Below are 26,372 nucleotides of genomic sequence, written 5' to 3'. Positions count from 1 at the left end.
GTCCGGATCCCAGACCACCAAGAGAGAACAAACCGGACAAAACAAAAGGGCCGCCCACCGGGCGACCCTCGGGGTCGTCAGCCTGGCACCAGGATCACTTGATCTTGGCTTCCTTGAACAGGACGTGCTTGCGCGCGACCGGATCGTACTTGCGCAGCTCGAGCTTCTCGGTCTTCGTACGCGGGTTCTTCTTCGTCACGTAGAAGTACCCAGTGTCGGCGGTGCTGACCATCTTGATCAGAACGGTCGCGGGCTTCGCCATGTCTCATCTCCTTCGCCTTCGCGGAGGCCGCAAAATAGCTACGGCGCCGCACATGTCAAGCGTGCTTAGTTCGGCCTGTCAGTCGGGGTTGGCCGGTCGCTCGCCCAGGGCCACCCGCGAGGCGTGGAAGGCTAGCTGGAAAAGCTTGCGGTCGGACAGAAGCCGCACGGCCAGCCGGGTGTCGCTGTCGGTGGTTGAGGGCGGATGGTCCGCATGGCACCAGGCGAGCAGCTTCCGGCGCTCCGACTCGTCCATACGGGTGACGTAGAGCCGCTTCTGCATGGTCTCGCTCAGTCGCAGCTCGCCCGATTCCAGGGCGGCGGCACTGACCTCCGGGTCGTCGCCGTAGTCCGGGGTGCAGATCGACGGAAACACGCCGAAATCCGAGAGCGCGTAGCCGGACGGGGCGTGCATCCGCGCCCAGGTCAGGATCAGCTCACTGGAGATCGGCGGGATGTCGATCACCCGCTGCACCGTGCCCTTGCCGTAGGACCGGGCGCCGATCACCAGGGCGCGGCCGGAATCCTGCAGGGCTGCGGCCACCACCTCGGCGGCGGAGGCGGAACCGCTGTCGATCAGCACGGCGATGGGGGCGAGCGTCGTGGTGTTGCCGTACTGGGCGTCGTAGCGGTGGCGGGACATGCTGTGCCGGCCCTGGGTCTCCAGGATGATCCCGTTGTCCACGAACAGGTCGGCCACCTCGACCGCCTCGTCCAGGGTGCCGCCGCGATTCTGCCGCAGGTCGAGGATGATGCCCGGCAGGTCGTCGCCGAGCTGCGCCTTGGCCTCGCGCAGGGCCAGGGCCAGGGCACTGGCTGTGTCGCTGTTGAAGCCGCTGACGTTGAAATAGGCGATGCCGTCGAGGGCGGCGAAGCGCACCGTGTCCTCGATCACCCGCTGGCGCAGGATTTGGAAGTCCAGTTCCGCCGGGCCGCGGGCGATGCGGATGTCCACCGTCGTGCCGATGGCGCCGCGCAGCAGATTGGCGGTCGCCTCCATGTCCTTGTCGGTGACCGACTTGCCGTCCACGGCCACGAAGCGGTCGCCGGTCTGCAGCCCGGCCGTGTGGGCCGGCGAGCCGCGGTAGACCGAGGCCACGACCACCGACCCGTCGGTCTGGCCGATGGTCACGCCGATTCCCGTATAGCCCTTGCGGGCGGCTCGCCCTGCGCGGGTCTCGCTGGCGTTGTGGTAGCGCGAGAACCGGTCGAGCTTGCCGGTGATGGCGTCGAAGGCGACCTCGTAGAGCCGGTCTGCGTCGGTATCCGCGAGCACGGCGGACCGCTTGCGCGCCGCCTCGATCGCCGCGGCGGTCAGCCGGGCCCATTGGGTCGGATTGTCGTCCGCCGGCACGGTGAACTTGGCGAAGGGGGTGCCGGTATCGGTAACGATCAGCGCGTCGCCGCGGCGCATGAAGTCGATCGCCGGATCCAGCGCGGCGACGCCGTCGAGGGCCGCGAGCGCCAGGGATTGGGTCGGCACCGGCTCCACATAGAGATCGGCGATGCCCTCATAGCCAATCGAGAAGGCCTCAGCACCGGTATCCATCGCGAACGAGGTCGGGCCGCCCGCTTCCGGCCGCGAACTGGTACAGGAGCCGAGCAGGAGCAGGGCGAGGCCGGCGGCAGCTAGGCGCCGGGCGGCGACGGACGTCAACGTGTTGAGCGGCGAAAACCGACCGGGCTGCGACATTCACAGGTACTCGACGTTACGCTTGGAAATCGTATTTCGCGATGCACCAACAATGCTGCAAATCCGGGGGTGAATCAATCGCGACCACCGGACCGCGCGGGCGCGGTCATCGCCGCTTGCGCCCCTTGTGCGGGCGTCCGCGGGCCTGGGGGCGTCGCTTCGGGCCGCCGTGACGCCGTCCGCCGCGCGGGGCCGTGCCTTGTTCGCCGCCCGACACGATCTCCACGACGATGCCGCCGGAGGCCGGATCGGCATCCACCAGCCGCACCTCCACCCGGTCGCCAAGGCGGAAGACCCAGCCATGGGAGCGGCCGGTCAGCGTGTGGTGCACGTCGTCGTGGTCGTAATAGTCGTCCGGCAGGGAGCGGATCGGCACCAGCCCGTCCGCCCCGGTCTCGTCCAGGGTGACGAAGACGCCGAACTTGGTCACGCCGTTGATGCGGCCGGGAAAGATCCCGCCGACCCTGTCGGCCAGGTGGCGGGCGAGATAGCGGTCCAGGGTCGTGCGCTCGGCCACCGCGGCCCGGCGCTCGGTCATGGAGATGTGTTCGCCCCATTCCTGGAAGGAGCCGTCGTCGTCCGGCCGCAGCCCGTCCTCGCCGAATTTCAGGCCGCGGATCAGGGCGCGGTGCACCAGCAGGTCGGAATAGCGGCGGATCGGTGAGGTGAAATGGGCGTATTTGGTCAGCGCCAGGCCGAAATGTCCCAGGTTCTCCGGTGCGTAGACCGCCTGGGACTGGGAGCGCAGCACCAACTCGTTGACCATGCGCTCATGGGGTTCGCCTTTCACCTTGGCGAGCACGCCGTTGAACGTCTTCGGCCGCACCACCTGGCCCTTGGCGAAGGCGATGCCGAGCCCGTCCAGCACCTCGCCCAGGGCTGCCACCTTCTCCGGATCGGGCGTCTCGTGCACCCGGTACATGCAGGGCTGGCGGCGGTCCTCCAGGGTCTCGGCGGCGCAGACATTGGCCAGGACCATGAACTCCTCGATCAGCATATGGGCGTCGAGGCGCTCGCGGATGCCGATCTCGGTGATGTTGCCGGCCTCGTCCAGGATGACCCGCTTTTCCGGCAGCTCGATGTCCAGTGCACCGCGCCGGCTCCGGGCCTTTCGCAGCGCCTCGAAGGCGCCGTAGAGCGGCTCCAGAACGCCGTCGGGGATGCCCTCGCGGCTGCCGCCGTCGCGGGCCTGCTGGACCTGGGTGTAGGTGAGGCGGGCCTGGGAGCGCATCAGGCCGCGCATGAACCTGTGGCGGCGCTTGTTGCCCTCGGCGTCGATGATGATTTCCACCGCCATGCAGGCGCGGTCCTCGTCCGGACGCAGGGAGCACAGTCCGTTGGACAGGGCCTCCGGCAGCATCGGCACGACCCGGTCGGGGAAATACACCGAGTTGCCCCGCTTCAGCGCCTCGCGGTCGAGCGCGTCGCCCGGGCGTACGTAATGGGCCACGTCGGCGATGGCGACCAGCAGGCGGTAGCCGCCGGGATTGGCCGGGTCCTCGTCGGCCTCGGCGAAGACCGCATCGTCGAAGTCGCGGGCATCGATACCGTCGATGGTGACGAGCGGGATGGCGCGCAGGTCGGTGCGCTTGCCCAGCGCAACCGGCTTCGCCTTCTCCGCCAAGGCCTCGGCGGCTTCGGGGAAGACGTCGGGGATGTCCTGCTCGTGGATGGCGATCCGGCTGAACGAGCGCGGATCGGCCGCCCCGGCATAGCGCTCGATCACCCGGCCGACCGGCAGGCCGAGCCGGCCCTTGGGCATGATCTCCACGGTGACCAGGTCGCCGGTGACGGCGTCCTTCTCGTCGCCCTTGGGGATGCGGATCTCCGACTTCGCCTTCTTGTCGGTCGGGCGCACGCGGCCGCCATCGGCGGTCTTCTCGAACACCCCGAAGGTCCGCGCGGCGGTGCGGCCGAGCCGGCGGATCACCCGGGCGAGGTAGAAGGTGTCGCCCCGGCGCTCCAGGCGGCACAGGGCGCGGTCGCCGGGTCCCATGGGCCCGGAGCGGCGGTCGGAGAGCAGGTGGATGCGCGGGGCGGGGTCTTCCTCCTCGCGGCCGACGGCACGGGCCAGCACCTCGCCATCGGAATCGGTGCCGGTGACCTCCAGCACGGTGACTTCCGGCAGGGTGCCCGGCTTGGCGACCTTGCGCTTGCGGCCGAGATCCAGGTCGCCGGCCTCGGCCATCTCCTTCAGCAGGCCGCGCAGCTCCGCCCGCATCGCCCCCTTCACGTCGAAGGCGCGGGCGATCTCACGACGGCCGACCGGCGTGGGGCTGTCCTCGACGAAGGCGAGGATCTGCTCACGGGTGGGAAGCTGGGCGGGGGGACGGGCCACGTCGTCGGCGCTCAGCTTCCCGTCGTGCCGGCGGAATCCCCGTCGGCGGTCTTCTTGGACTTCGAGGCGGCCTTCTTGGCGGGGGCCTTTTTCGCAGCGGCTTTCTTCTTCGGCGCAGCCTTCTTCGCCGCCGGCTTGTCGCCGTCCGCCTTCTTGGCTGCGGCTTTCTTCGCCGCAGCCTTCTTAGGCGCACCCTTGCCGCTCTTCTCGGCCTTGGCGTTCAGCAGCTCGACCGCCCTTTCCAGGGTGATCTCGTCCATCCCCTCGCCCTTGGGCAGGGTGGCGCGCAGGGAGCCATGCTGGGCATAGGGACCGTAGCGGCCGGCCTGGACCGTTACCGGCTTGCCGTCGACCGGGTGGTCGCCCAGCGGGCGGCCCGGCTTCTTCTTCGACCCCTTCTCGGCGATGATCTGCACCGCATGGTTCAGGCCGATGGTCAGCACCGTGTCGTCGCCCGGCAGGCTGACATAGCTGCCGGCGTATTTCAGATACGGACCGAAGCGGCCGATGCCGGCCTCGATCATGTCCTTCGTCTCCGGATGCTCGCCGACCGGGCGGGGCAGGGACAGCAGGGCCAGACCTTTCTCCAGGTCGATATCGGCGGGCGAGACCTGTTTGGGCAGGGAGGCGCGCTTGGGCTTCTCCTTGGAGCCTTCCTCGGGCTCGCCGAGCTGGACGTAGACGCCGTAGGGGCCCTTCTTCAGGCTGACATCCTTGCCGGTGACGGGATCCTGACCGAGCACGCGGGGCAGGGCGCCGCCTTCGCCCTCGCCATCGACCGGACGCCCGCCGGCGGCCTCGCCGAGCTGGCGGGTGAACTTGCAGTTCGGATAGTTCGAGCAGCCGATGAAGGCGCCGAACTTGCCGAGGCGCAGGGACAGGTTGCCGTCGCCGCAGCTCGGGCATTCACGAGCGGGCTGGCCGTCCGGACCCTTGGGGAAGAAGTGGTCGGCCAGTTCGGCGTCCAGCTTCTCGATCACGTCGCCGATGGACAGATCCTTGGTGCCGTCGACCGAGCCTTTGAAGGACGACCAGAAGTCGCGCAGCACCTGGCGCCAGTCGATCTGCCCGTCCGACACGTTGTCGAGCTGGGTCTCCAGATCGGCGGTGAAGTTGTACTGGACGTAACGGTCGAAGAAGCTGGACAGGAAGGTGGTGACCAGACGGCCCCGGTCCTCCGGCACGAAGCGGCGGCGGTCCAGACGGACGTATTCGCGGTCCTGCAGCACCTGCAGGATGCTGGCATAGGTGGACGGCCGGCCGATGCCGAGCTCCTCCATCTTCTTCACCAGGCTCGCTTCCGAATAGCGCGGTGGCGGCTGGGTGAAGTGCTGCTCCGGCGTCACCTCCTGTCGGGCGACGGCATCGCCGTTCGCCACGGCCGGCAGGATCTTGTCGTTCTCGTCGTCGCCGCCGAGATCGGCCCCCTCGCTGTCGTCGCGGTCCTCGCGGTACAGCTTCAGGAAGCCGTCGAAGGCGATGACCGAGCCGGTGGCCCGCAGCACGCTGCGCCCGCCCTTGTCGGTCACGTCGATGGTGGTCTGGTCGAGCTCGGCGCTGGCCATCTGGCTGGCAACAGCGCGCTTCCAGATCAGCGAGTAGAGCTTCCACTGGTCCGGATCGAGACGCGAGCGCAGCATGTCCGGCGTGCGGGTCACGTCGGTCGGGCGGATCGCCTCGTGCGCCTCCTGGGCGTTCTTCGCCTTGGTGCTGTAGACCCGCGGCGTGTTGGGCAGGTAGCGGTCGCCGTATTCGCCGCCGATGGAGCGGCGGATCTGGGTGATCGCCTCCGGCGACATCTGCACGCCGTCGGTCCGCATATAGGTGATGAGACCGGTGGTCTCGCCGCCGATATCCACACCCTCATAGAGCCGCTGGGCGAGTTGCATGGTGCGGGTGGCGCCAAAGCCGAGCTTGCGCGAGGCCTCCTGCTGCAGGGTCGAGGTGGTGAAGGGCGGGGCCGGGTTGCGCTTGACCCGCTTCTTCTCCACCGAGCCGATGGTGAAGCTGCCGGCCTCGATGGCGGCGACGGCCGCCTTGGCCTCGGCCTCCGATTTGATGTCGAGCCGGTCGAGCTTGGTGCCATCCAGATGGGTCAGGCGCGCGGTGAAGGTCTTGCGCTCCTCGGTGCGGAACACCGCTTCCACCGACCAGTATTCTTGGGCGACGAACCGTTCGATCTCAGACTCACGCTCGCAGACCAGGCGCAGGGCGACGGATTGCACGCGGCCGGCCGAGCGGGCGCCCGGCAGCTTGCGCCACAGCACAGGCGACAGGGTGAAGCCGACAAGGTAGTCGAGCGCTCGGCGCGCCAGGTAGGCGTCGATCAGGTCCTGGTCCAGGTCGCGCGGATGGGCGATGGCGTCCAGCACCGCGTCCTTGGTGATGGCGTTGAAGGCCACGCGCTTGACGTCGATGCCCTTCAGGACCTTGCGCTCGTCCAGCACATTGCGGATGTGCCAGCTGATCGCCTCGCCCTCGCGGTCGGGGTCAGTCGCCAGAATGAGCTGCTCGGCACCCTTCACGGCGTCGGCGATCGCCTTGACCTGCTTCTCGGACCGCTGGTCGGTCTGCCACAGCATCTGGAAATCATGGTCCGGATCGACGGATCCGTCCTTCGGTGGCAGGTCCCGGATGTGGCCGTAGCTCGCCAGCACGTGATAGTCGCTGCCGAGATACTTGTTGATGGTTTTGGCCTTGGCCGGGGATTCGACGACAACGACTTTGGTCATACGTACCGTTCGCTTTCCCAGGAACCGGCCCGAGCATTGGCCGGCAGAAAAGCCGGACGGTCAGGTCGGTATGTCCATTCGGCGCGACACCTGGTTTCCGGGATGGCGGTCAATAAGCCCCGCAAGCTCCGCCTCCAGAAGCACCGTCGCGACGATCGGAGCCGACAATTGGCACCCGCGGATCAGTTCGTCAACCGCGACCGGTTCCGAGCTCAGCGCTTCCAGGACGTGACGGCGGGCGGAATCGTCGACCTCTATCGTGGGCGTATCAAGGGCTTCGCGGTCATAGGAACCCTCCCAATCGCGGCCCTGCGGTTCTCCCAATTTTCTCTGCGGCAGGCCATCCAGAATCCGCAGGACGTCCTCGGCGGACTCGACAAGAAACGCCGCCCCTTCCTTGATCAGGCCGTTGGTGCCGCCGCAGCGCGGGTCGAGGGGGGAGCCCGGAACGGCGAAGACCTCGCGGCCCTGATCGAGCGCCCGGCGGGCGGTGATCAGCGAGCCCGATCGGGTCGCCGCCTCGACCACCAGCACGCCAAGGCTGAGCCCGGCGATGATCCGGTTACGCGAGGGGAAGTGTCGGGCCTGGGGCGTGGTGCCGACCGGTTGTTCCGCCACGATCGCGCCGGCCTCGGCGATCCGACGGAACAGGTCGGTGTGCTCCGGTGGGTAGATCACATCGATGCCGCCGGCCACCACGGCCACGGTACCGCTCTCCAGCGCACCCTCATGGGCCGAGCCGTCGATCCCGCGGGCGAGGCCGGAGGCGACCGCATAGCCGCCCCGGCCGATCTCCCGCGCCAGGACATGGGCGAGCTTGCGGCCGTTCATGGATGCGTTGCGGGCGCCGACCACCGCCACCGTGCGGGCCGCCAGCAGGTGGGCATGGCCGAACAGCGAGAAGGCGCCGGGCGCATCCTCGACCGCCGCCAGGGCAGGCGGGTAGGCGGGGTCGCCATAGACCACCAGGTATGCGCCGATCCGGGCGTTGTCCTCGACCTCGCGTTCGGCCGCGGCGATGGAGGGGACACGCAGCGGATGGCGCCGCCCGCCGCGACGGGCGAGGTCGGGCAGGGCGGCGATCGCCCGTTCGGCGCTGCCGAAGCGTTCCAGAAGCTGGCGGAAGGTGATCGGGCCGACATTCTCGGTCCGGATCAGCCTCAGCCGCGAGATCCGCTCGCGCTCGGGCAGGGCGGCGGGTGACGTGTCGCGTGCGGTGGCGGAGGACATCGGCCGGCTCCCTGGCGATGAAGGTCGCGGGAGCTATGGAAGGGCCGGGGCGGTTTCGAGAAAGTTGCGAAATCGAAACAAACCAAGGCAGTGAAACCGATTTCGCGGTTTCACTTCTTTCGGAAGCTGATCTTGGTCTCCTGCCCCTTGATCAGGCGACGGATGTTCTGGTGGTGACGCAGCCAGATGATCAAAGCGATCACGCCGCCGGCCTGAGCGATCTGCGGGCCTTCCAGGTGCCAGGCGAGGAAAGGGGCGACCGCCATGGCCACCAGGGCGGCGGCGGAGGAGTAGCGGAACACGAAGGCGATCGCGAGCCACAGGCCGCAGACGACGACGCCGACATTGGGCACCAGCGCCAGCCAGACGCCGATGGCGGTGGCCACGCCCTTGCCGCCCTTGAACTTCAGCCAGACGGGGAAGCAGTGGCCGAGCACGGCGCCGACCGCCGCCAGGATCGCCATGTCGGTGCCGAACTGCCAGCCGACGGCGACCGCGACGATGCCCTTGCCGCCGTCCAGCAGCAGGGTGGCGGCGGCAAGGCCCTTGCGGCCGGTGCGCAGCACGTTGGTCGCGCCGATGTTGTGCGAGCCGATGGCCCTGATGTCGCCCAGCCCGGCCATCCGGGTGAGCACCAGCCCGAACGGGATGGAGCCCAGCAGATAGGCCAGAACAAAGCCGGCATAGAACGGCCACGTGTACTCGAACGGTCCCATAGGATCAGGCATCGACAAAAGCCCTGCGTCGTATCGGAGGCGGTGCCTCGGTCTCTACATCATACACGGTCGTCCCGCGATAGACGGTGCGCCAGACACGGCCCTCCACCGGACGGCCGTCGAACGGCGTGTTGCGGGATTTCGATGCGAACCGCTCGGGCTCCACCTTGCCGGCCCGGTTCAGGTCGAAGATCACCAGATCGGCGTCGCCGCCGACCGCCAGCGTGCCGTAGGGCAGGCCGAGGATCCGCGCCGGTGCGACGGTCAGGCGGTGCAGCAGGTCGAGCAGGTTCATCGCCTCGGTATGGACCAGCTCCAGGCTGACCGCCAGCAGCGTCTCCAGCCCGACCCCGCCCGGCAGGGCCTGGGAGAAGGGGACGCGCTTGCTGTCCTGATCGTGCGGGGAGTGGTCGCTGGCGATGGCGTCGATCGTGCCGTCGGCCAGGCCGGCGACCACGGCCAGCCGGTCCTGCTCGCTGCGCAGCGGCGGCGAGAGCCGGGCAAAGGTGCGGTAGTCGACGACCGCGCCCTCGTTCAGCGCGAAATAGGGCGGGGCGGTGTCGCAGGTCACCGGCAGGCCGCGCTTCTTGGCCTGGCGGATCGCGTCGATCGCCGCACCGGTGGAGAGATGGGCGGCGTGGTAGCTGCCGCCGGTGAGTTCCACCAGCCGCAGGTCGCGCTCGACCATCATCACCTCGGCCACGGCCGGGATGCCGGCGAGGCCCAGCCGGGTGGCGATCTCGCCCTCATTGGCCGAGCCCTCGCGGGCCAGGGCCGGGTCCTCGGGGTGCTGGACGATGGTGCGCTTGAAGATGCTGGCGTAGGACAGGGCCCGGCGCATGACCAGGGCATCGGCGATGGCGTGCTCACCGTCGGTGAAGGCCACGGCCCCGCTGTCGGCCAGCATGCCGAACTCGGTCATCTCCTCGCCGCGCAACCCCTTGGTGGCGGCGGCATAGGGATGCACGTTGGCCAGCCCGACCTCCAGCGCCCGGCGCTCGACGAATTCCAGCAGGGAGACGTCGTCGATGATCGGATTGGTGTTGGGCAGGGTGGCGAAGGTGGTCACGCCGCCGGCGACCGCCGCCTTCTGGGCCGAGGCCAGGGTCTCCATATGCTCGTCGCCCGGCTCGCGGACCTGCACGCGCATGTCGACCAGGCCGGGAGCGAGGCAGCGCCCGGCGCAGTCGACCACCTCGGCATCGGCCTGCAGGGCGTCGACGAAGAGCTGCGGGCCGAGCTCGGCGATCTTGCCGTCGCGGACCAGCAGCGCGCCTTTGGCGTCGAGCCCGCTCGCCGGATCCAGCAGCCGGGCATTCTTGTAGAGGGTCGACCTCATTGGTTCTTCGCCCAGGGTTCGGTCTGGTTGCTGACAAGGATGTCGAGGATCGCCATGCGGACGGCCACGCCCATCTCCACCTGCTCGCGGATCAGCGAGCGGTCGATGTCGTCGGCGACCAGGCTGTCGATCTCCACCCCGCGGTTCATCGGGCCCGGATGCATGATCAGCGCGTCCGGCTTAGCGGCCTGGAGCTTGTCCACGTCGAGGCCGAAATAGCGGAAATACTCGCGCACCGACGGCACGAAGGAGCCGCGCATCCGCTCGGTCTGCAGCCGCAGCATCATCACGATGTCGCAGCCGGCGATGCCGCGCTCCATATCGTGATGGATCTCCACGCCCATCCGCTCGATCCCGCTCGGCAGCAGGGTCGGCGGGGCGACAAGTCGGACCCGCGCACCCATGATCGACAGCAGGTGGATGTTGGACCGCGCCACCCGGCTATGGGCGACGTCGCCGCAGATCGCGACCTCCAGCCCTTCCAGGTGTCCCTTGCGCCGCCGGATGGTCAGCGCGTCGAGCAGCGCCTGGGTCGGGTGCTCGTGGCTGCCGTCGCCGGCGTTGATCACCGAGCAGTTCACCTTCTCCGACAGGAGCTGCACGGCACCGGATTCCGAGTGGCGGACCACCAGGGCGTCCGGGTGCATGGCGTTGAGGGTCATGGCGGTGTCGATCAGGCTCTCGCCCTTCTTGATCGACGAGGTGCCGACGGACATGTTGATCACGTCGCCGCCGAGCCGCTTGCCGGCCAGCTCGAAGCTGGTGCGGGTTCGGGTGGAGTTCTCGAAGAACAGGTTGATCACCGTGCGGCCGCGCAGGCTGGAGACCTTCTTGTCCAGCTGGCGGTTCTGGGCCACGAAGCGCTCCGAGCGGTCGAGCAGAAGATCGATATCCGGTCGGGTCAGCCCCTCGATGCCGAGCAGGTGACGGTGGGGGTACGTACGGCCGTCATCATCGGATGCGGGCGTCGCGAGCGGGGAAAGGGCGTCGGTCATTAAAGGGGCTGTATATGCCTCGTTGACCCGGCGGGCAACCGCGCCCCGGGAGAATCTCAGATCACCTTTGCATCCCGCAGCTTGGCGACCGCGTCGGCATCGAGCCCGAGCTCGCCGGTCAGCACCTCGTCGGTGTGCTGGCCGAGAATCGGGGGCGGGCGGCGGTAGGTCGCCGGGGTCTCCGACAGCTTCAGCGGATAGGCGACGGTGGGCACGCCCTCCGGGTTGAAGGCATGGCCGGGGATGGAAGCGGCCATGCCGCGGGCCTGCACCTGCGGGTCGGCGAAGACCCGGTCGATGGTGTTGACCGGTCCGCAGGGCACCTTCGCTGCCTCCAGGGCCGCGACCCACTCGTCGGTGGTGCGGGTGGACATGATCGCCGCCAGCTCGGCGCGCAGGGCGTCAATATTGGCCAGCCGCGCGCTGTTGCTGACGAAGCGGGGGTCCTCGGCCAGCTCGGATCGGCCGGCGACCTTGAGGAAGGCGTGGAACTGGCGGTCGGCGCCGCAGCCCAGGATAAGGAAGCCGTCGGAGCTGGCGAAGACCTCGTAGGGCGCGACATTGGGATGGGCGTTGCCGAGGCGGCCGGGCACCACGCCGCCGACCAGGTAGTTCATCGCCTGGTTCATCAGCCAGGAGACCTGGGTGTCGAGCAGGGCGGCGTCGATGTGCTGGCCCCGGCCGGTCAGGTCGCGGTGGCGTAGGGCGGCCAGGATGGCGCTGGTGGTGTACATGCCGGTCATCATGTCGGCGATGGCCACGCCCACCTTGGTCGGCTGACCGGTCGGATCGCCGGTGACGCTCATGATCCCGCCCATGGCCTGGGCCAGCAGGTCGTAGCCCGGGCGCGGTGCGTAGGGGCCGGTCTGCCCGAAGCCGGTGACGCTGGCATAGACCAGGCGAGGGAAGCGCTCGCGGATCTGGTCGTAGGCGAGGCCGTGGCGGGCGAGGTCGCCGACCTTGTAGTTCTCGACGAAGACGTCGGCGGTCTCCAGCAGCCGGAACAGGATCTCGCGGCCTTCCGCCTGGGTGAAGTCGAGGGTGATGGAGCGCTTGTTGCGGTTGGTGCCGAGGTAATAGGCGCTCTCGGTGGTGTCGTTGCCGTCGCTGTCCTTCAGGAAGGGCGGGCCCCAGCGCCGGATGTCGTCGCCGGTGCCCGGCCGCTCGATCTTGATCACGTCGGCGCCGAGATCGCCCAGGGTCTGGGCGGCGATCGGGGCGGCCAGGACGCGCGAGGCGTCGATCACGCAGATGCCGTCGAGGGCCATCGGTGTGGTGACGGGGGTGGTGTCGGTCATGCGGACGGCCTCGGCGGAACGGTGGGGACATCTTGGTAGATCACGCCGGATGCCGCGGCAATGGGGCCGGTGTGGTGGTTTCACGGGGTGAATTTCTTCGCAGCAGGGGCGCCCTTCGACACGCTCCCTTCGGTCGCTGCTCAGGATGTGGTCTTTCGTTATCTCTGATGACCTCACCCTGAACAGGAGCGCAGCTCCGTGTCGAAGGGCCGGGGTGGGGGGCGATATTTTTATTTTCAGTCTTCCCGGCCTTGCGCCGGGACCGAGACTTCCGCGTGCTGGAACGCCGGGGACATTGTCGTGAACGGTTCCGGCTGCTCCTCTTCTCGGTCCCGGCGCGGGGCCGGGAAGACAGATATGAGGGGAGGGGCCGCCCCTAAACCGCCGCCAGGAACGCCGGCAGGGTCACCGCCGCCATGATCACCTGGGTGGTCAGGATCGCCGCCATCAGCTCGTGGTCGCCGCCAAGCTGCCGGGCGAAGACGTAGGAAGACGCCGAGCTCGGCAGCGCGTTGAACAGCACCGCTACCGCCAGCGGCACGCCGGTCAGCCCGAGCGGGATCGCCAGGGCCATGGTCAGCGCCGGCAGGGCCACCAGCTTCACCGCGTTCGACAGCAGCAGCGCCGGCCAGCCGGTCCGCAGCACGGCGAAGCGCAGCCCGGCACCCACCGCCAGCAGGCCGAGCGCCAGGGCCCCGCCGGCCAGCTTGTCCAGGCCCTCGGCGACCATCGGGTGGATGCCGATCCCGCTGGCGTTCAGCGCGATCCCGAGCATGCAGGCGACGAAGATCGGGTTCTTCAGCATCGCCCACAGCACCCGCAACCCGGTCACCGGATCGCGACCGGCCATGCGGGTCAGGACCCAGATCGAAATGGAATTCACCAGCGGGATCACCGCCGCGATGCCGACGGCCGCCAGCGCCTCGCCCGCCTCGCCGTAGAGCGCGCCGACGCTGGCCACGCCGATATAGGTGTTCTGCCGGATCGCCCCCTGGATCACGCTCGTATAGGCCGGGCCGCCGATGCCGGTCAGCCGGTACACCGCCAGCAGGCACACCGTCGCGATGATCACCGCACCGGCCATGGCGATCACCATCGGGCCGACGGTGTAGTCGGACAGGTCGGTGCCGCCGAGCTTCAGGACCAGCAGGGCCGGCAGCAGCAGCCAGTAGGTGAGCTGCTCGACTGCCCGCCAGCCGTCATCCCCCAGCGGCCCGATCCGCGCCAGGATGGCGCCCAGGACGATCAGGCCGAAGACGGGGAGGAGGGCGGTCAAAGAGCGTCCAGCGCCGACTGCAGGATGTAGGCGGCTGCCGCCGCGTCGATCGATTCGCCGCGGCGCTTGCGGCTCAGGTCCTCGGCGATCATCGCCCGTTCCACCGCCTGGCTGCTCATGCGCTCGTCCTGGAAGATGGTCGGCAGGTCGTGGCGCTTCAGCAGTTCCTCGGTCAGGTCGCGGGTCGACTGGCAGCGCGGGCCCTCGGTGCCGTCCATGTTCAGCGGCAGGCCGACGACGAAGCCGCCGACACCGCGGTCCTCGGCGATCTTGATCAGCGCGTCCGCGTCGGCGGAGAACTTCTTGCGCCGGATCGTGGTCACCGGCGCGGCGACGCGCAGGGCGGCATCGGAAATGGCGACGCCGATGGTCTTGGACCCGAAATCGAGGCCGATCAGACGGGCGCCGGGGGCGAGAAGGCGAACGAGGTCGCCGGGCTTGCAGATGGGCATGGGCGGTGCTAGCTTCCGCGCTTTCAAACGGCGGATTTCCGCCGTTTTTCGCGCTCCTGAGAATAACTGGGACGGTCTTAGCCCATGTCGCTCGACAAGGCCACTGTCGCGTCAATCGCGAATCTCGCACGGATCAAGGTATCTGACGACCGCCTGGAGGCGATGGTCGGCGATCTGAACGCCATTCTCGGCTTCGTCGAGCAACTCGACGAGGTCGATACCTCCGGCGTCGAACCGCTTGCCAGCGTGACCGGCCATACCCTGCCGCAACGCGAGGACGCGGTCACCGACGGCGGGTATCAGGCCCGGGTCACCGCGAACGCACCCGAGTCCGCCCATGGTTTCTATGTCGTGCCGAAGGTTGTCGAGTAATGACGGATCTGTTGGACCTGAGCCTGGCCGACGCCAAGGCCAAGCTCGCCGCCAAGGACATCTCGAGCACCGAGCTGACCAAGGCCTATATCGCCCGCATGGAGGCCACGGCGGACCTCAACGCCTACATCACCACCACGCCGGACAAGGCGCTGCAGATGGCCGAGCAGGCCGATGCGCGTCTGGCCAAGGGCGAGGGCGGGGCGCTGGAGGGCATTCCGCTCGCCATCAAGGACCTGTTCTGCACCGAGGGCGTGCTGACCACGGCCGCCAGCCACATCCTGGACGGGTTCATCCCGCCCTATGAGTCGACGGTGACCACGAACCTGTGGAGCGCCGGCGCGGTGCTGCTGGGCAAGACCAACCTGGACGAGTTCGCCATGGGCTCCTCCAACGTCACCTCCTATTACGGCCCGGTGGAGAATCCCTGGCGCTCGACCGACCAACCCGACAAGAAGCGGGTGCCGGGCGGGTCGTCCGGCGGCTCGGCGGCGGTGGTCGCCGCGCGCTCGGCCCTGGCCGCGACCGGGACGGATACCGGCGGCTCGATCCGCCAGCCGGCCAGCTTCTCTGGCATCGTCGGGCTGAAGCCGACCTATGGCCGCTGCTCGCGCTGGGGCATCGTCGCCTTCGCCTCGTCGCTCGACCAGGCCGGCCCGATGGCCCGCACGGTGGAGGATGCCGCCATCCTGCTGCAGTCGATGGCCGGGCACGATCCCAAGGACTCGACCTCAGCGGCGGAAGCCATGCCGGACCTGTCGGCGGCGCTGAACCAGGGCGTTAAGGGCATGCGCATCGGCGTGCCGGCCGAGTACAAGGTCGATGGCCTGCCCGACGAGATCTCCAAGGTCTGGCAGCAGGGTATCGACTGGCTGAAGGCCGAGGGGGCGGAGATCGTCGACATCTCCCTTCCGCACACGAAATACGCGCTGGCCACCTACTACATCATCGCCCCGGCCGAGGCCTCGTCCAACCTGGCGCGCTATGACGGCGTGCGCTACGGGCTGCGGGTCGACGGCGGCAGCCTCGCCGAGATGTACGCCAACACCCGCGCCGAAGGCTTCGGCGACGAGGTGCAGCGCCGGGTGCTGATCGGCACCTACGTGCTCTCCGCCGGCTATTACGACGCGTATTACCTGAAGGCCCAGAAGGTCCGCGCCCTGCTGCGCCGCGACTTCGACCAGGCCTTTGAGAAGGTCGACGCCATCCTGACGCCGACGGCGCCGTCGGATGCCTTCGCCATCGGCGAGAACGAGGACGATCCGGTCAAGATGTACCTGCAAGACGTGTTCACCGTTCCCGCCAGCCTCGCCGGTCTGCCCGGCATCTCCGTGCCCGCCGGCCTGTCGGCGCGCGGCCTGCCCATGGGGCTGCAGGTGCTGGGGCGCATGTTCGACGAGGGCTCCGTTGTCCGGGTCGGCCGGGCGCTGGAGCGGGCGGCGGATTTCAAGGCCGTGCCGGCCATGGTGCGGGAGGGCTGAGCGATGACCGAGCCGTATCGCATCCAGGGTGAGACGGGCGAGTGGGAGGTCGTGCTCGGCCTCGAGGTGCACGCCCAGGTGATCTCCCAGGCCAAGCTGTTCTCCGGGTCCTCCACCAAGTTCGGTGCCGAGGCCAATACCCAGGTCAGTCTGGTCGACGCCGCCATGCCGGGCATGCTGCCGGTGATCAACCGCGAATGCGTGGAGCAGGCGGTGCGCACCGGTCTGGCCCTGAAGGCCAAGATCAACCTGCGCAGCGTGTTCGACCGCAAGAACTACTTCTACGCCGACCTGCCCCAGGGCTATCAGATCAGCCAGTACAAGGACCCGATCGTCGGCGAGGGCGAACTGCTGCTCGACCTGCCGGACGGCACGACCAAGTCGGTCGGGATCGAACGGCTGCACCTGGAGCAGGACGCGGGCAAGTCGCTGCACGATCAGCATCCGCAGAAGTCCTATATCGACCTGAACCGGTCGGGCGTGGCGCTGATGGAGATCGTCTCCAAGCCGGACCTCTCCTCGCCGGAGGAGGCGGGGCTCTATGTGAAGAAGCTGCGCTCGATCCTGCGCTATGTCGGCACCTGCGACGGCAACATGCAGGAAGGCTCCCTGCGCGCCGACGTGAACGTGTCGGTCCGCAAGCCGGGCGACCCGCTGGGTACGCGCTGCGAGATCAAGAACATGAACTCGGTCCGCTTCATCCATCAGGCGATCGAGTACGAGGCGCGGCGCCAGATCGAGATCCTGGAGAGCGGCGGCCAGATCGACCAGGAAACGCGCCTGTTCGACACCGGCCGGGGCGAGACCCGCTCCATGCGCTCCAAGGAGGACGCGCACGACTACCGCTACTTCCCGGATCCGGACCTGCTGCCGCTGGTGCTGGATCAGGCGCGGGTGGACGAGCTGGGCAAGAATCTGCCGGAACTGCCCGACGTGAAGAAGGCGCGGTTCATGTCGCAGTTCGGCCTGTCGGCCTATGACGCCGCCATCCTGGTGGAGGAGCGGGCGACCGCCGACTGGTACGAGCAGCTCGCCAAGGGCCGCGACCCGAAGATCGCCGCCAACTGGATGATCTCCGAGCTGTTCGGCGCGCTGAACAAGGCCGGCAAGGACCTGTCCGACAGCCCGGTCTCGGCCGAGGCATTGGGCGGGCTGGTCGACCTGATCGGCGACGGCACGATCTCCGGGCGCATCGCCAAGGAGGTCTTCGCCGAGATGTTCGAGACCGGCAAGTCGGCCGGCGAGATCGTCGAGGAGAAGGGCCTGAAGCAGGTGTCCGACACCGGCGCCATCGAAGGCATCATCGACGAGGTGCTGGCCGAGAACGCCGACAAGGTCGAGCAGTATCGTGGCGGCAAGGACAAGCTGTTCGGCTTCTTCGTCGGTCAGACCATGAAGAAGAGCCAGGGCAAGGCGAACCCGGGCATGGTCAACGAGCTGCTGCGCAAGAAGCTCGACGGCTAGACCGTATCCGGCGGGTGGGGCTGAGGCTGCGCCCGCCGGTCTACCGTACCAACGGTACCGTTTCGCGCCTGCGAGAGGCGGGTTATACTGCTGCCTTCGGTTGTGTTGGTTTGGGACGGTTTTGATGGGTGCGAGAGTCGCTCCGGTTTTCTGTGTGGTGGTGCTGGGCGGCGCGATCGGCGCCGCGGCGGGGGCCGGTATCGGCGTCGCCTGGGCGTCCGCCGAGCACGAGGTTGTGCAGAAACACCGCTCCTTCCGGCCGGGCGAGATCACGGTGAAAGCGGGCGACAGCATCGCCTTCGTGAACGACGATTTCTACGACCACAACGTCTATTCCGAGACCCCGGGCAGCGCGTTCAACATCGGCGTCCAGACCCGTGGCGAGACCACCCGCATCACCCTCGACAAGCCGGGAGCGGTGGAGATCCTCTGCCGCATCCACCCCAAGATGAAGCTGATCGCCACGGTGGAGTGAGCGGGGGAGGCGGTGCCATCATCTTTCTCTCCTCTTGCTCGACTCCCCGGCCTTGTGCCGGGGCCCACAGGTAATCCGGCTCGGGCGATCGGAGCCAAAGCGGTTAATGCGCAGCAATCCGGGACGTAGGCCCCGGCACAAGGCCGGGGAGTGACCCTTTATGTTGGGGGCCTCCGCGAGCGCATCACCCCCACCCGTGATATCCTTTCCCCGTCCTGTAAGAGGTGAGGCGCGATGCTCGATCGGATCTCCATTCGCTGGAAGCTGATCGGCGCCTTCCTGGTTGCCGTGGTGGCCGCCGCCGCCCTCGCCGCCGTGGCGCTCACCGCCACCTGGTCGCTCGGCGCCCTGGCCCAGCGGCTCTATGACGAGCCGCTGCAGGCCATCAACCACGCCCGCTCGGCCCAGGTGAACTTCGCCGTCCTGCGCCGCGCCGATGCCGACACCGACCGGGAGACCCGCTGGGCCGACCTGCAGTCCGATCTCGCTGTGGTCGAGGAGCGCTCCAGCGACGAGGCGGTGCCGGAACTGCTGGGCATGATCCGGGACGGCCTCGATACCTGGCGGGCCTCGCCGGACCCGGCCCTGGCCGACGAGATCGCCCTCAACCTGGAGATTCTGGTGGAGGTGGCGGCCTCGGGAGGCTTCAAGTTCTGGCTGGAGGCCGAACGGCTGATCGAGCAGACCAAGATCTTCACCATCGCCGTCATCGCCGGCGTGCTGGTCGCCGCGATCGGGGTCGCCTTCCTGCTGGCCCGGACCATCGTGCGCCCGCTGGGCCGCATGGAGGACGCCATGACCCGTCTCGCCGCCGGTGAGGGTGAGGTGGCGGTGCCGGACCTCGGCCGCGGCGACGAGATCGGCGCGATGGCCTCTGCGCTGGCGGTGTTCAAGACCGCCATGGCGGAGGTGCGCGAGGCCAAGGACCGGGCCGAGGACGCGACCCGCGCCAAGTCCGAATTCCTGGCCATCATGTCCCACGAGATCCGCACCCCGATGAACGGGGTGATCGGCATGACCCGGCTGCTGATGGACAGTGATCTCGACCCGTCGGCCCGTGACACCGCCCGCACAGTGCTGGAGTCGGGCGAGAGCCTGATGACCATCCTCAACGACATCCTCGACCATTCGAAACTGGAGGCTGGTCGGCTCGACCTGGAGGCGGTGGATTTCGACCTGCATCGGGTGATCCGGGGTGCGGTGTCTCTGATGCAGGGCCGCGCGTCGGAGCGTGGCCTGACCCTGTCGGCGGAGATCTCTCCGGACGTGCCGCGCTATCTCGTCGGCGATCCCGGTCGCCTGCGCCAGGTGCTGCTCAATCTGGTCGGCAACGCGGTGAAGTTCACCGAGACCGGTTCCGTGCGGCTGGTGGCCGAGCGCGGCGAGGGCGGTGGCGTGGTCCTATCGGTGATCGATACCGGCATCGGCATGGACGCCGAGACGCAAGGGCGCCTGTTCCGCGACTTCGCCCAGGCGGACGCGTCGGTCGCCCGCAGGTTCGGCGGCACCGGCCTCGGCCTGTCCATCGCCAAGCGCATCGTCGACCGCATGGGCGGCAGCCTGACCGTGACCAGCGCGGTCGGTCATGGCTCGACCTTCCGCGTGGAGATAGACCTGCCGGAGGGGGCGGCGGTGGATGAGAGCGCCGCCGAGAGCCAGCTCGTCCTGCGCCCGCTGAACGTCCTGGTCGCCGAGGACAACGTGGTGAACCAGCAGGTTGCCCGCGGGCTGCTCGGCCGCGACGGGCATAGCGTGACCATCGTGGAGACCGGCCGGGCCGCCGTGGACGCGGTGCGCGACGGCGGCTTCGACGTCGTGCTGATGGACCTGCACATGCCGGAGATGGGCGGCCTCGACGCGACGCGCGCAATCCGCGCGCTCGACGGACCGGCGGCGGCCGTGCCGATCGTCGCCGCTACCGCGGGGGCGATGGATCACGAGATCCGCGCCTGCCTTGAGGCCGGCATGAACGCCGCTGTCCCGAAGCCGATCGATCCTCGCGTCCTGACCCGCACCCTGGCCGCAGTAACCGGTGCCGAGACGGATGCGGCGGACGAGAAACTCTTCGACGATGCGGAGGAGGAGGAGGGCGGGGACGAGGATGCCGCCACGGTTCTGGAACGCGGCACCGAGCCGTTCGAGCCGATCCTGATCGACCGGCTGGCGGACCAGCTCGGCGCCGATTTCGCCGAGGAGATGGCCCAGGACTTCGCCGGCACCGCGCAGGATGCGCTGGCGGAGGTCGCCGCCGCCCGGGCCGCCGGAGACGCCGCCGCCTGGGCCGATGCCGCCCACAAGCTGAAGAGCGGGGCCGGCGCCGTCGGCCTGCGCGCGGTATGGCGTCTGGCGGAAGGGATTGAACGGGACGCCGAGGCGGGCGATACCGAAACGGCGGGAGCCGCCAGCGACCGTCTGCCGTCGCTGATCGCGGAGGGGCAGGCCCTGCTGGCCGAGCACCTGCGCCGCGTGGCGGTCACCGAGGACGCGTGAGAAGGATGGGCACAGCCGCATGACGGAACTGGGACGCAATTTCTCGGGCCTGCGCGTCCTCCTCGCCGAGGACGAGGAGATGGCCAGCAAGCTCGCCCGCGGCGCCCTGCGCCTGGCCGGCATCACGGACATCGTCTATTGCCGCGACGGCTCCGAGGCGGTGAAGGCGTTGGACAACGAGCGCGGCAGCTTCCAGCTCGTGATCTCCGACTGGAACATGCCGACGATCTCCGGCATCGAGCTGCTGCGCTACGTGCGGATGTATCACAGCCCCATGAAGTTCATCATGCTGACCGGCCGCAAGCAGACCGACGCGGTGCTCCAGGCGAAGGAACTGGATGTCGACGCCTATGTGGTCAAACCCTTCTCCCCCGAGGCGCTGAAGAAGAAGGTGGAGGCCCTGTTCCGCATGTAACGGGCGGCATGAGGGTAATGTCGGGGTTTGTCTGTCACGAAAATGCCAATAAGCGCACTTTGTGCGCTTGACGTGCGCACCAGGTGCGCGCAGGCTTTTCCCATGTGGCACCTAGCAATGATCGTGGTCTGTTCGCTGAACGGTGACGTCTGTACCTATCAGGCGAATGTGGCCACGTTCGAAGACAGAGACGCGTGCGAGCGGCTCGGTTATCTGGTCGCCGGCGGCGCGCTGGAGAGAACCTACGGCTCGTTCGAGCTTGGAGAGATCACCGTCAGATGCGAGCGGATCGAGGAGGTGGCCTCGGCGATGCCGGGCCCTCGTCGGACGACGAACTGACGGCTGACCGCCGCTCCAGGCCCGGAAGCGCCCCCGCCAGCAGATCGTCGGTGAAGACGGCGAGAAGCTGCGTGCGGTTCGACACGCCGGCCTTGGCGTAGACCCGGGTGAGCTGGGCGCGCACGGTGCCGGCTGCAGATCCGCGCAGCTCGGCGATCTCCGCCACGTCGAAGCCCTTCAGCGCGAACAGGGCGACGTCGGTTTCGGCCGGGGTGAGCTTCCAGCGCTCGAAATAGTCGGCGATCAGCTCTCCGAACGCGCCCGAGGCAATGGACAAGGCCGCCTCTGCCCGGCGCGAGCGTTCCAGTGTTCGGCGCATTTCCAGACCTGTGAAGACCACGCCCAGCCCGAGCGCTGCCGAGACGGCCGCCTCGAACATCGTGTGGAGGTCCGGCCCCTCCAGCAGCAGGTCGCCGACCACATCGGCGACGAAGAAGACCGTACACAGCGTCTGCAGCACCAGCAGGGCGGCGAGCGCCATGGCCCGCCGCCCTGGGGCGGTCGTCGCGGCAACCTCCGGGATCTCCGACGGTCGTCGATGCCTGTCGTCTTCCAGCGTCACTCGGCACTCCGGCGGGTCGAACGGCCGCGTATCATGGCACGAACCAGGTTCCGGCCGGAAAGCCGAGACTCCACCGCCACACCGGCGACGTGCAGGGCCGCCAGGATCAGCAGCAGGTTGGCGGCGAGTTCATGGGTTTCCTCGATGACCTCCTCCACCTCACTCTCTTCGCCGTCCTCGTGACTGTCCGTCAGGACCGAGACCGCCTGCCGGTGCTCCATGGGGAACGGCTCGGTTTCCAGGATCACGCCGGTGGCGGCCGTGAGCGCCAACATTCCCCAGAGGGCATAGACCATCACGCTGCCCGCCGGGTTGTGCGACCGGTGGACCTTGTGGTGTCCGGAAAAGACGTTGGTCAGGTGGTCGACAGCGGCGGGGACGCTGAACGGGAAGGAGGCGAAGCGCGCCTCGATCGGGCCGATGAAGCCCCAGAGCAGGCGCAGGACCAGCATGGCCAGCGCGCCATAGCCGATCCAGATGTGCAGGGTAGACCCGCCCTCGTCGATCAGGCCGTTCACCACGATGGCGGCGGCCACGCCCCAATGGGTGATGCGGACAATCGGGTCCCAGGCGGGACCCGATGCCGCGATCGGTTCGGCAGCGGCCATCAGTCGTCAAGCTCGATGGCGGTGACGGCACCGGAGGCGGCGTCGACCTTGATCTCGTAGCGCTTGCCGTCGCGGGTCGCCTTGACTTCGATCCGGCCGTGCTCGCGTTCCTGCTTCTGCACGGTGTAGCCGGCCTCGGTCAGCGCGGCGGCGACAGCCTCCGGCGTGGTGCCGAGCACGGTGCCCAGGGTGAGGTCGGAGGCGAGAGCGGCGGTCGCCAGAACGGCGGCGAAACTCGCGGCGAGAAGGGGGGTGCGGATCATGGGAGGTCTCCGGTTTGGGGGTGGATCAGATCCCGCCAAGCTGGAGCCTATTGTCCCGCTCCGCCATCGCACCGGCGCGTACGAATGCCCGCATAAGCGCGCGCTTACGCGCCGGTGGTGGGCGTGTCGGTCAGACCGGACGGTCGCCGAACACCGTGGTGCGGTGCATGTAGCGGTCGCCCACGCCGTCATAGTCCGCCACGGCGTAGTGCATCGTCGACCGGTTGTCCCAGACGAGCAGGTCGCCCTGGCGCCACTGGTGGCGGTAGACGAATTCCGGCCGGGTGCAGTGCTTGTAGAGGTAGTCGAGGATCGGCTGGCTCTCCTCGACCGACATGCCCTCGATATGGGTGATCACGCCGGCATTGAGGAACAGGCACTTGCGGCCGGTTTCCGGATGGGTGCGCACCAGCGGGTGGCTGATCGCCGGGGTGGTGCGCAGGTGGCTGTCGGTGACCGTCTCGTTCTTGAAGCTCCCGGACTTCGCCTTCTCGAAATCGTGCACGCAGCGCAGGCCCTCGATCATCTTCTGAAAGGTCGGGGACAGCTCATCCCAGGCCTTGGTCATCGCCGCGAACTGGGTGTCGCCGCCGTATTCCGGCACTTCGATGCCGTAGAGCAGCGAGCACTTGGCGGCGCGCTCCTTGTGGCTGTTGTCGGAATGCCAGTAGGTGCCGGCCCGCTGGCGGCCGAGTTTCTCGCCGTCCTTCACCTTGTTCGACACCCGGTAGATCTCCGGATGGCCGGGCAGCAGGTAGGGCTCGACGGTCTGGCCCTTCAGCGGGTCGAGCTCGCCGAAGCGCTGCGAGAAGGCGATCTGGTCCTCCGGCTCGAGCTCCTGGTCGCGCAGGACAAGCAGCCCGCCGCTGTCGAGCCAGGCCTGGTAAAGCTCGCCGAACGCATTGTCGCCGAGGTCGCGCGTGACCTGGATCCCGCTGATCTCCGTCCCGATCACCGGGTTCAGGCGCCGCATCGACAAGGTCATGACAATTCTCCCTTTTCCTCGATAGGATCGCGCATCCCCTTCATCCGGAGACGCTTTATGACTTCCCGCATCCTCTACTTCGTGCCCGCCGACGACAAGCTGCGGACTTTGATCGAAGGCGAGAAACCCGAGGGTTTCACCGTCGATTATCTCGACAGCGACGACCCGGCGGAACTGGCGGCGAAGCTGGCGGAGGCTGAGGTGATCATGGTCGGCGCCCGGCGCCTGACCGAGGCCGACGTGGCCGCAGCACCCAAGCTGCGCCTCGTCCTGCACCAGGGGGTGGGCTACCACGACACGGTGGCGACCAAGGCGATCCGGGACCGGCAGATCCCGCTGGCGATCACTCCGGGGGGCACGCCGGAAGGGGTGGCCGAGCATGCGCTGATGATGATGCTGGCGACCGGCCGTCGGCTCGCGTTCCAGGACAGCGAGCTGCGGGCCGGGCGGTGGCATTCCAACACCTTCCGGGCGGAGGCGCGCGGCCTCGGCGGCTCGCGGGTCGGGATCGTCGGGCTCGGCCGGATCGGCAAGCAGGTGGCCAAGCGTCTGGTGCCGTTCGACTGCGACGTGGTCTATCACGACCTGCTCGACATGGACCCGGCGGTGGAGCACGACCTGCGGGTCACCCGGGTCAGCTTCGACGAGCTGATCTCCACCAGCGATTTCGTCACCCTGCACCTGCCGCTGACCGAGCTGTCCCATCACATGATCGACGCGCCGCAGCTCGCGGCGATGAAGCCGGGGGCCATCCTGATCAACTGTGCCCGGGGGCCTGTTGTGGCCGAGCCAGCGCTCCTGGCGGCGCTGGAAAGCGGCCATTTGGGTGGGGCGGGTCTCGACGTGTTCGAGATCGAGCCGGTGCAAGGCCCGTCGCCCTTCGCCAAGTTCCGCAACGTGGTGCTGACCCCGCACAACGCGCCGGGCACCCAGGACATCATGCGCCGCAAGTTCCGCGAGATGTTCGCCAATGCCGTCCGCTTCGCCGGCGGCGACAGCCTGGAGAACAAGATCGACCTGTGAGGGACGGTCCAAGCCCCCGGATCTCTCCGGGGGCGCCTGTCCTCAGATCCAGCCGCGCCATTTCAGCAGGCCGATGCCGGCGGCGAAGCTGCCGGCCATCAGCAGCAGGACCAGCAGAAAAGCGTAGGGTGTCTCCGCGCCGGGAATGCCGGCCACGTTCATGCCCAGCAGGCCGGTGATGAAGCTCAGCGGTACGAACAGGGCGGCCAGGATGGTGATCAGGTAGGTGTGCCGCGCCTGGGTCGCCGCGGTCTCCGCCGCAAGGTCGTCGCGCAGCAAGGCCGCCTGGCTCTCGATCTCGCGCAGATGCTCGATCTGGCGCACGAATTCGTTTTCGCTGTCGGCGATGGCCGTCAGATCTTCCTGGGTCGCCCAGCTATGGGCCAGGGTGCCGAGCCGGCTCAGCGCCTCGCGCTGGGGCGTCATGAACCGGCCCAGCGGCAGCAGGTCCCGGCGCAAGGCGGCGAGCTCGTCCTCGCGGTGCGGTCCGCTCGCCTGGTCGATCCCCTGCAGCCGCTTGTCCAGCTCGATGATCCGTGCGTCGAACCGGGTCGACAGACCGTCGATCAGGTCGGTGACGAAGGCGGCCGGGGAGGGCGGGGCGGCGCTAGCCTCGCAGCGGTTCACCAGATCGTCCAGGGCGCGGAAGCGGAACTTGCGGCAGGTGACGACCTTACGGTCGGACACGCTCATGCGCAGGGCGATCAGCGGGTGGTCGCCGATCTCCTCGTTCAGGTTCACCCCACGCAGCACCATCAGGGTGCGCCCGCCGACGTTCCAGGCGCGCGGCCGGGTCTCCTCCACCAGCAGGGCGTCGATCGCCGCCTCGGGCAGGCCGAGGGTTGTGAGGATAGGGGCAACGTCCGGTTCGGTGCGGAGCAGATTTACCCAGCGCCACGAGCCTTCGGGGATGGGTCTGGCGAGATCCTCGCCGCTCAGCGCGACGGCACGGCCGTCGGGCGTGATGTCATAGGCGTGCAGCAGGGCGGTCATCGGGCGTCTCAGGCGGTCATCGGCTGGTCGAGGGCGTCCACCAGGGCGTCCAGGGCGGCCTCGGTGAAGCGCCACATGTTCGGCTCCCGGTGGCGGTCGCCGGTCTCGATCGTGAACACCCGGGTCACCGGGCCGGACAGGGCGATGCAGGTGTGGCCTGCCGCGTCGCCGTAGCGGTTGCCGAGCGGCCCCGCCGCCCCGGTCTCCGCCAGGCCCCAGGTCGTCTCCATCCGTCGCCGCATGGTCTCGGCCAGCAGGGCTGCGTAGGGCTCCGAGGAGGAGCGCATGCCCGGGTGCTTGTCGAACTCGATATCGGTGAAGATCTCGCGGGCCTTGTGGGTATAGATCACGCCGCCGGCGACGAAATAGGCGGATGCTCCCGGCACTGCCAGGAGGCAGGAGGAGATCAGCCCGCCGCTGGAGGATTCGGCCACCGCGATGGTCTCGCCGCGCGCCTTCAACAGCCGGCCCGCCATCTCGCCAAGCCTGCCCAACTCTCCCATCCTGTCCTCCCGTTGCGCCCTGAAACGCGCTATCACTATGAGAAAGCAATGCTACCCGCGCGGCAGGAA

The 26,372-nt window shown here is 68.4% G+C and carries 24 protein-coding genes; 7 read left to right on the top strand and 17 right to left on the bottom strand.

Features of this window, described 5'->3' with window-relative positions:
* Nucleotides 1-94: 94 nt before the first annotated feature.
* The 11 genes from rpmG to ruvX all read right to left on the bottom strand — a co-directional run bounded on the left by rpmG (nt 95) and on the right by ruvX (nt 14,330).
* Complete coding sequence (gene rpmG / locus ACOQOP_RS08655) at nt 95-262, bottom strand: 50S ribosomal protein L33 (RefSeq protein ID WP_420565923.1); 168 nt, start codon at nt 260-262, stop codon at nt 95-97.
* Between the two features lie 78 nt (nt 263-340).
* Nucleotides 341-1,954 (bottom strand): S41 family peptidase, encoded by a 1,614-nt coding sequence (locus tag ACOQOP_RS08650; RefSeq protein WP_420565922.1) that lies wholly within the window; start codon nt 1,952-1,954, stop codon nt 341-343.
* Between the two features lie 106 nt (nt 1,955-2,060).
* Complete coding sequence (rnr, locus tag ACOQOP_RS08645; RefSeq protein ID WP_420565921.1) at nt 2,061-4,292, bottom strand: ribonuclease R; 2,232 nt, start codon at nt 4,290-4,292, stop codon at nt 2,061-2,063.
* Between the two features lie 11 nt (nt 4,293-4,303).
* Complete coding sequence (topA, locus tag ACOQOP_RS08640; RefSeq protein WP_420565920.1) at nt 4,304-7,024, bottom strand: type I DNA topoisomerase; 2,721 nt, start codon at nt 7,022-7,024, stop codon at nt 4,304-4,306.
* Nucleotides 7,025-7,084: 60 nt separating this feature from the next.
* The gene (gene dprA, locus ACOQOP_RS08635) at nt 7,085-8,254 is read right to left on the bottom strand and encodes a DNA-processing protein DprA (protein WP_420565919.1); all 1,170 of its coding nucleotides are present in this window, start codon (nt 8,252-8,254) and stop codon (nt 7,085-7,087) included.
* 110 nt (nt 8,255-8,364) lie between these two features.
* Nucleotides 8,365-8,970, bottom strand: a complete 606-nt coding sequence (plsY, locus tag ACOQOP_RS08630; protein WP_420566526.1) for a glycerol-3-phosphate 1-O-acyltransferase PlsY — start codon at nt 8,968-8,970, stop codon at nt 8,365-8,367.
* Nucleotides 8,971-8,974: 4 nt separating this feature from the next.
* Nucleotides 8,975-10,309 (bottom strand): dihydroorotase, encoded by a 1,335-nt coding sequence (locus tag ACOQOP_RS08625; RefSeq protein ID WP_420565918.1) that lies wholly within the window; start codon nt 10,307-10,309, stop codon nt 8,975-8,977.
* Complete coding sequence (locus ACOQOP_RS08620) at nt 10,306-11,304, bottom strand: aspartate carbamoyltransferase catalytic subunit (protein WP_420565917.1); 999 nt, start codon at nt 11,302-11,304, stop codon at nt 10,306-10,308. Before ACOQOP_RS08620 ends, ACOQOP_RS08625 begins: the two co-directional genes overlap by 4 nt.
* Before the next feature lie 56 nt (nt 11,305-11,360).
* A complete protein-coding gene (locus ACOQOP_RS08615; RefSeq protein WP_420565916.1) occupies nt 11,361-12,602 on the bottom strand; it encodes a CaiB/BaiF CoA transferase family protein in 1,242 nt (413 codons plus the stop codon).
* A 376-nt stretch (nt 12,603-12,978) separates the two neighbouring features.
* Entirely contained in the window at nt 12,979-13,878 is a 900-nt protein-coding gene (locus ACOQOP_RS08610) for an AEC family transporter (RefSeq protein WP_420565915.1), read from the bottom strand.
* The gene (gene ruvX / locus ACOQOP_RS08605; RefSeq protein WP_420565914.1) at nt 13,875-14,330 is read right to left on the bottom strand and encodes a Holliday junction resolvase RuvX; all 456 of its coding nucleotides are present in this window, start codon (nt 14,328-14,330) and stop codon (nt 13,875-13,877) included. Before ruvX ends, ACOQOP_RS08610 begins: the two co-directional genes overlap by 4 nt.
* Nucleotides 14,331-14,414: 84 nt before the next feature.
* Here ruvX and gatC point away from each other — a divergent pair, with 84 nt between their 5' ends.
* From gatC to ACOQOP_RS08575, 6 genes are all read left to right on the top strand, one after another.
* Nucleotides 14,415-14,702 carry an Asp-tRNA(Asn)/Glu-tRNA(Gln) amidotransferase subunit GatC gene (gene gatC, locus ACOQOP_RS08600; RefSeq protein WP_420565913.1) on the top strand — a complete coding sequence of 96 codons (288 nt, stop codon included), beginning with the start codon at nt 14,415-14,417 and terminating at the stop codon, nt 14,700-14,702.
* Nucleotides 14,702-16,183, top strand: a complete 1,482-nt coding sequence (gatA, locus tag ACOQOP_RS08595) for an Asp-tRNA(Asn)/Glu-tRNA(Gln) amidotransferase subunit GatA (RefSeq protein WP_420565912.1) — start codon at nt 14,702-14,704, stop codon at nt 16,181-16,183. The genes gatC and gatA overlap by 1 nt, the downstream gene beginning before the upstream one ends.
* 3 nt (nt 16,184-16,186) lie before the next feature.
* A complete protein-coding gene (gene gatB, locus ACOQOP_RS08590) occupies nt 16,187-17,647 on the top strand; it encodes an Asp-tRNA(Asn)/Glu-tRNA(Gln) amidotransferase subunit GatB (RefSeq protein WP_420565911.1) in 1,461 nt (486 codons plus the stop codon).
* 124 nt (nt 17,648-17,771) lie between these two features.
* Nucleotides 17,772-18,122: a cupredoxin domain-containing protein gene (locus tag ACOQOP_RS08585; protein ID WP_420565910.1), complete on the top strand. Its 351-nt coding sequence runs from the start codon at nt 17,772-17,774 to the stop codon at nt 18,120-18,122.
* Nucleotides 18,123-18,356: 234 nt separating this feature from the next.
* Nucleotides 18,357-20,612, top strand: coding sequence for an ATP-binding protein (locus tag ACOQOP_RS08580; RefSeq protein WP_420565909.1), 2,256 nt, complete (start codon nt 18,357-18,359; stop codon nt 20,610-20,612).
* Between the two features lie 19 nt (nt 20,613-20,631).
* A complete protein-coding gene (locus ACOQOP_RS08575; protein ID WP_420565908.1) occupies nt 20,632-21,027 on the top strand; it encodes a response regulator in 396 nt (131 codons plus the stop codon).
* A 274-nt stretch (nt 21,028-21,301) separates the two neighbouring features.
* Here ACOQOP_RS08575 and ACOQOP_RS08570 read toward each other — a convergent pair whose 3' ends face one another.
* From ACOQOP_RS08570 to ACOQOP_RS08555, 4 genes are all read right to left on the bottom strand, one after another.
* Complete coding sequence (locus ACOQOP_RS08570; protein ID WP_420565907.1) at nt 21,302-21,847, bottom strand: helix-turn-helix transcriptional regulator; 546 nt, start codon at nt 21,845-21,847, stop codon at nt 21,302-21,304.
* Nucleotides 21,848-21,924: 77 nt separating this feature from the next.
* A complete protein-coding gene (locus ACOQOP_RS08565) occupies nt 21,925-22,536 on the bottom strand; it encodes a cytochrome b/b6 domain-containing protein (RefSeq protein ID WP_420565906.1) in 612 nt (203 codons plus the stop codon).
* Nucleotides 22,536-22,799 carry a PepSY domain-containing protein gene (locus ACOQOP_RS08560; protein WP_420565905.1) on the bottom strand — a complete coding sequence of 88 codons (264 nt, stop codon included), beginning with the start codon at nt 22,797-22,799 and terminating at the stop codon, nt 22,536-22,538. Before ACOQOP_RS08560 ends, ACOQOP_RS08565 begins: the two co-directional genes overlap by 1 nt.
* Before the next feature lie 130 nt (nt 22,800-22,929).
* Nucleotides 22,930-23,784: a TauD/TfdA dioxygenase family protein gene (locus ACOQOP_RS08555; RefSeq protein WP_420565904.1), complete on the bottom strand. Its 855-nt coding sequence runs from the start codon at nt 23,782-23,784 to the stop codon at nt 22,930-22,932.
* A 57-nt stretch (nt 23,785-23,841) separates the two neighbouring features.
* Here ACOQOP_RS08555 and ACOQOP_RS08550 point away from each other — a divergent pair, with 57 nt between their 5' ends.
* Complete coding sequence (locus tag ACOQOP_RS08550; RefSeq protein WP_420565903.1) at nt 23,842-24,807, top strand: 2-hydroxyacid dehydrogenase; 966 nt, start codon at nt 23,842-23,844, stop codon at nt 24,805-24,807.
* 42 nt (nt 24,808-24,849) lie between these two features.
* Here the strand turns inward: ACOQOP_RS08550 and ACOQOP_RS08545 are convergent, their stop codons facing one another.
* Both ACOQOP_RS08545 and ACOQOP_RS08540 read right to left on the bottom strand, forming a co-directional pair.
* Entirely contained in the window at nt 24,850-25,800 is a 951-nt protein-coding gene (locus tag ACOQOP_RS08545) for a CorA family divalent cation transporter (protein ID WP_420565902.1), read from the bottom strand.
* Between the two features lie 8 nt (nt 25,801-25,808).
* Nucleotides 25,809-26,303: a CinA family protein gene (locus ACOQOP_RS08540; protein ID WP_420565901.1), complete on the bottom strand. Its 495-nt coding sequence runs from the start codon at nt 26,301-26,303 to the stop codon at nt 25,809-25,811.
* Between the last annotated feature and the right edge of the window lie 69 nt (nt 26,304-26,372).

Source organism: Thalassobaculum sp., from assembly GCF_965223715.1.
Taxonomy (GTDB): Bacteria; Pseudomonadota; Alphaproteobacteria; order Thalassobaculales; family Thalassobaculaceae; genus Thalassobaculum.
The sequence above is the reverse complement of the archived record's forward strand: the minus strand, read 5'-3'. Positions and strand labels throughout refer to the sequence as shown.

What these genes read in the sequence shown, in the direction of transcription:
- ACOQOP_RS08575 (WP_420565908.1), top strand. Translation starts at nt 20,632, where the DNA reads ATGACGGAACTGGGACGCAATTTCTCGGGCCTGCGCGTCCTCCTCGCC.
- dprA (WP_420565919.1), bottom strand. Translation starts at nt 8,254, where the DNA reads ATGTCCTCCGCCACCGCACGCGACACGTCACCCGCCGCCCTGCCCGAG.
- ACOQOP_RS08545 (WP_420565902.1), bottom strand. Translation starts at nt 25,800, where the DNA reads ATGACCGCCCTGCTGCACGCCTATGACATCACGCCCGACGGCCGTGCC.
- ACOQOP_RS08555 (WP_420565904.1), bottom strand. Translation starts at nt 23,784, where the DNA reads ATGACCTTGTCGATGCGGCGCCTGAACCCGGTGATCGGGACGGAGATC.
- plsY (WP_420566526.1), bottom strand. Translation starts at nt 8,970, where the DNA reads ATGGGACCGTTCGAGTACACGTGGCCGTTCTATGCCGGCTTTGTTCTG.
- ACOQOP_RS08570 (WP_420565907.1), bottom strand. Translation starts at nt 21,847, where the DNA reads ATGGCGCTCGCCGCCCTGCTGGTGCTGCAGACGCTGTGTACGGTCTTC.
- gatC (WP_420565913.1), top strand. Translation starts at nt 14,415, where the DNA reads ATGTCGCTCGACAAGGCCACTGTCGCGTCAATCGCGAATCTCGCACGG.
- ACOQOP_RS08650 (WP_420565922.1), bottom strand. Translation starts at nt 1,954, where the DNA reads ATGTCGCAGCCCGGTCGGTTTTCGCCGCTCAACACGTTGACGTCCGTC.
- gatB (WP_420565911.1), top strand. Translation starts at nt 16,187, where the DNA reads ATGACCGAGCCGTATCGCATCCAGGGTGAGACGGGCGAGTGGGAGGTC.
- ACOQOP_RS08625 (WP_420565918.1), bottom strand. Translation starts at nt 10,309, where the DNA reads ATGAGGTCGACCCTCTACAAGAATGCCCGGCTGCTGGATCCGGCGAGC.
- ACOQOP_RS08550 (WP_420565903.1), top strand. Translation starts at nt 23,842, where the DNA reads ATGACTTCCCGCATCCTCTACTTCGTGCCCGCCGACGACAAGCTGCGG.
- ACOQOP_RS08620 (WP_420565917.1), bottom strand. Translation starts at nt 11,304, where the DNA reads ATGACCGACGCCCTTTCCCCGCTCGCGACGCCCGCATCCGATGATGAC.
- ACOQOP_RS08565 (WP_420565906.1), bottom strand. Translation starts at nt 22,536, where the DNA reads ATGGCCGCTGCCGAACCGATCGCGGCATCGGGTCCCGCCTGGGACCCG.
- topA (WP_420565920.1), bottom strand. Translation starts at nt 7,024, where the DNA reads ATGACCAAAGTCGTTGTCGTCGAATCCCCGGCCAAGGCCAAAACCATC.
- gatA (WP_420565912.1), top strand. Translation starts at nt 14,702, where the DNA reads ATGACGGATCTGTTGGACCTGAGCCTGGCCGACGCCAAGGCCAAGCTC.
- ACOQOP_RS08580 (WP_420565909.1), top strand. Translation starts at nt 18,357, where the DNA reads ATGCTCGATCGGATCTCCATTCGCTGGAAGCTGATCGGCGCCTTCCTG.
- rpmG (WP_420565923.1), bottom strand. Translation starts at nt 262, where the DNA reads ATGGCGAAGCCCGCGACCGTTCTGATCAAGATGGTCAGCACCGCCGAC.
- ACOQOP_RS08615 (WP_420565916.1), bottom strand. Translation starts at nt 12,602, where the DNA reads ATGACCGACACCACCCCCGTCACCACACCGATGGCCCTCGACGGCATC.
- ACOQOP_RS08560 (WP_420565905.1), bottom strand. Translation starts at nt 22,799, where the DNA reads ATGATCCGCACCCCCCTTCTCGCCGCGAGTTTCGCCGCCGTTCTGGCG.
- ruvX (WP_420565914.1), bottom strand. Translation starts at nt 14,330, where the DNA reads ATGCCCATCTGCAAGCCCGGCGACCTCGTTCGCCTTCTCGCCCCCGGC.
- ACOQOP_RS08540 (WP_420565901.1), bottom strand. Translation starts at nt 26,303, where the DNA reads ATGGGAGAGTTGGGCAGGCTTGGCGAGATGGCGGGCCGGCTGTTGAAG.
- ACOQOP_RS08585 (WP_420565910.1), top strand. Translation starts at nt 17,772, where the DNA reads ATGGGTGCGAGAGTCGCTCCGGTTTTCTGTGTGGTGGTGCTGGGCGGC.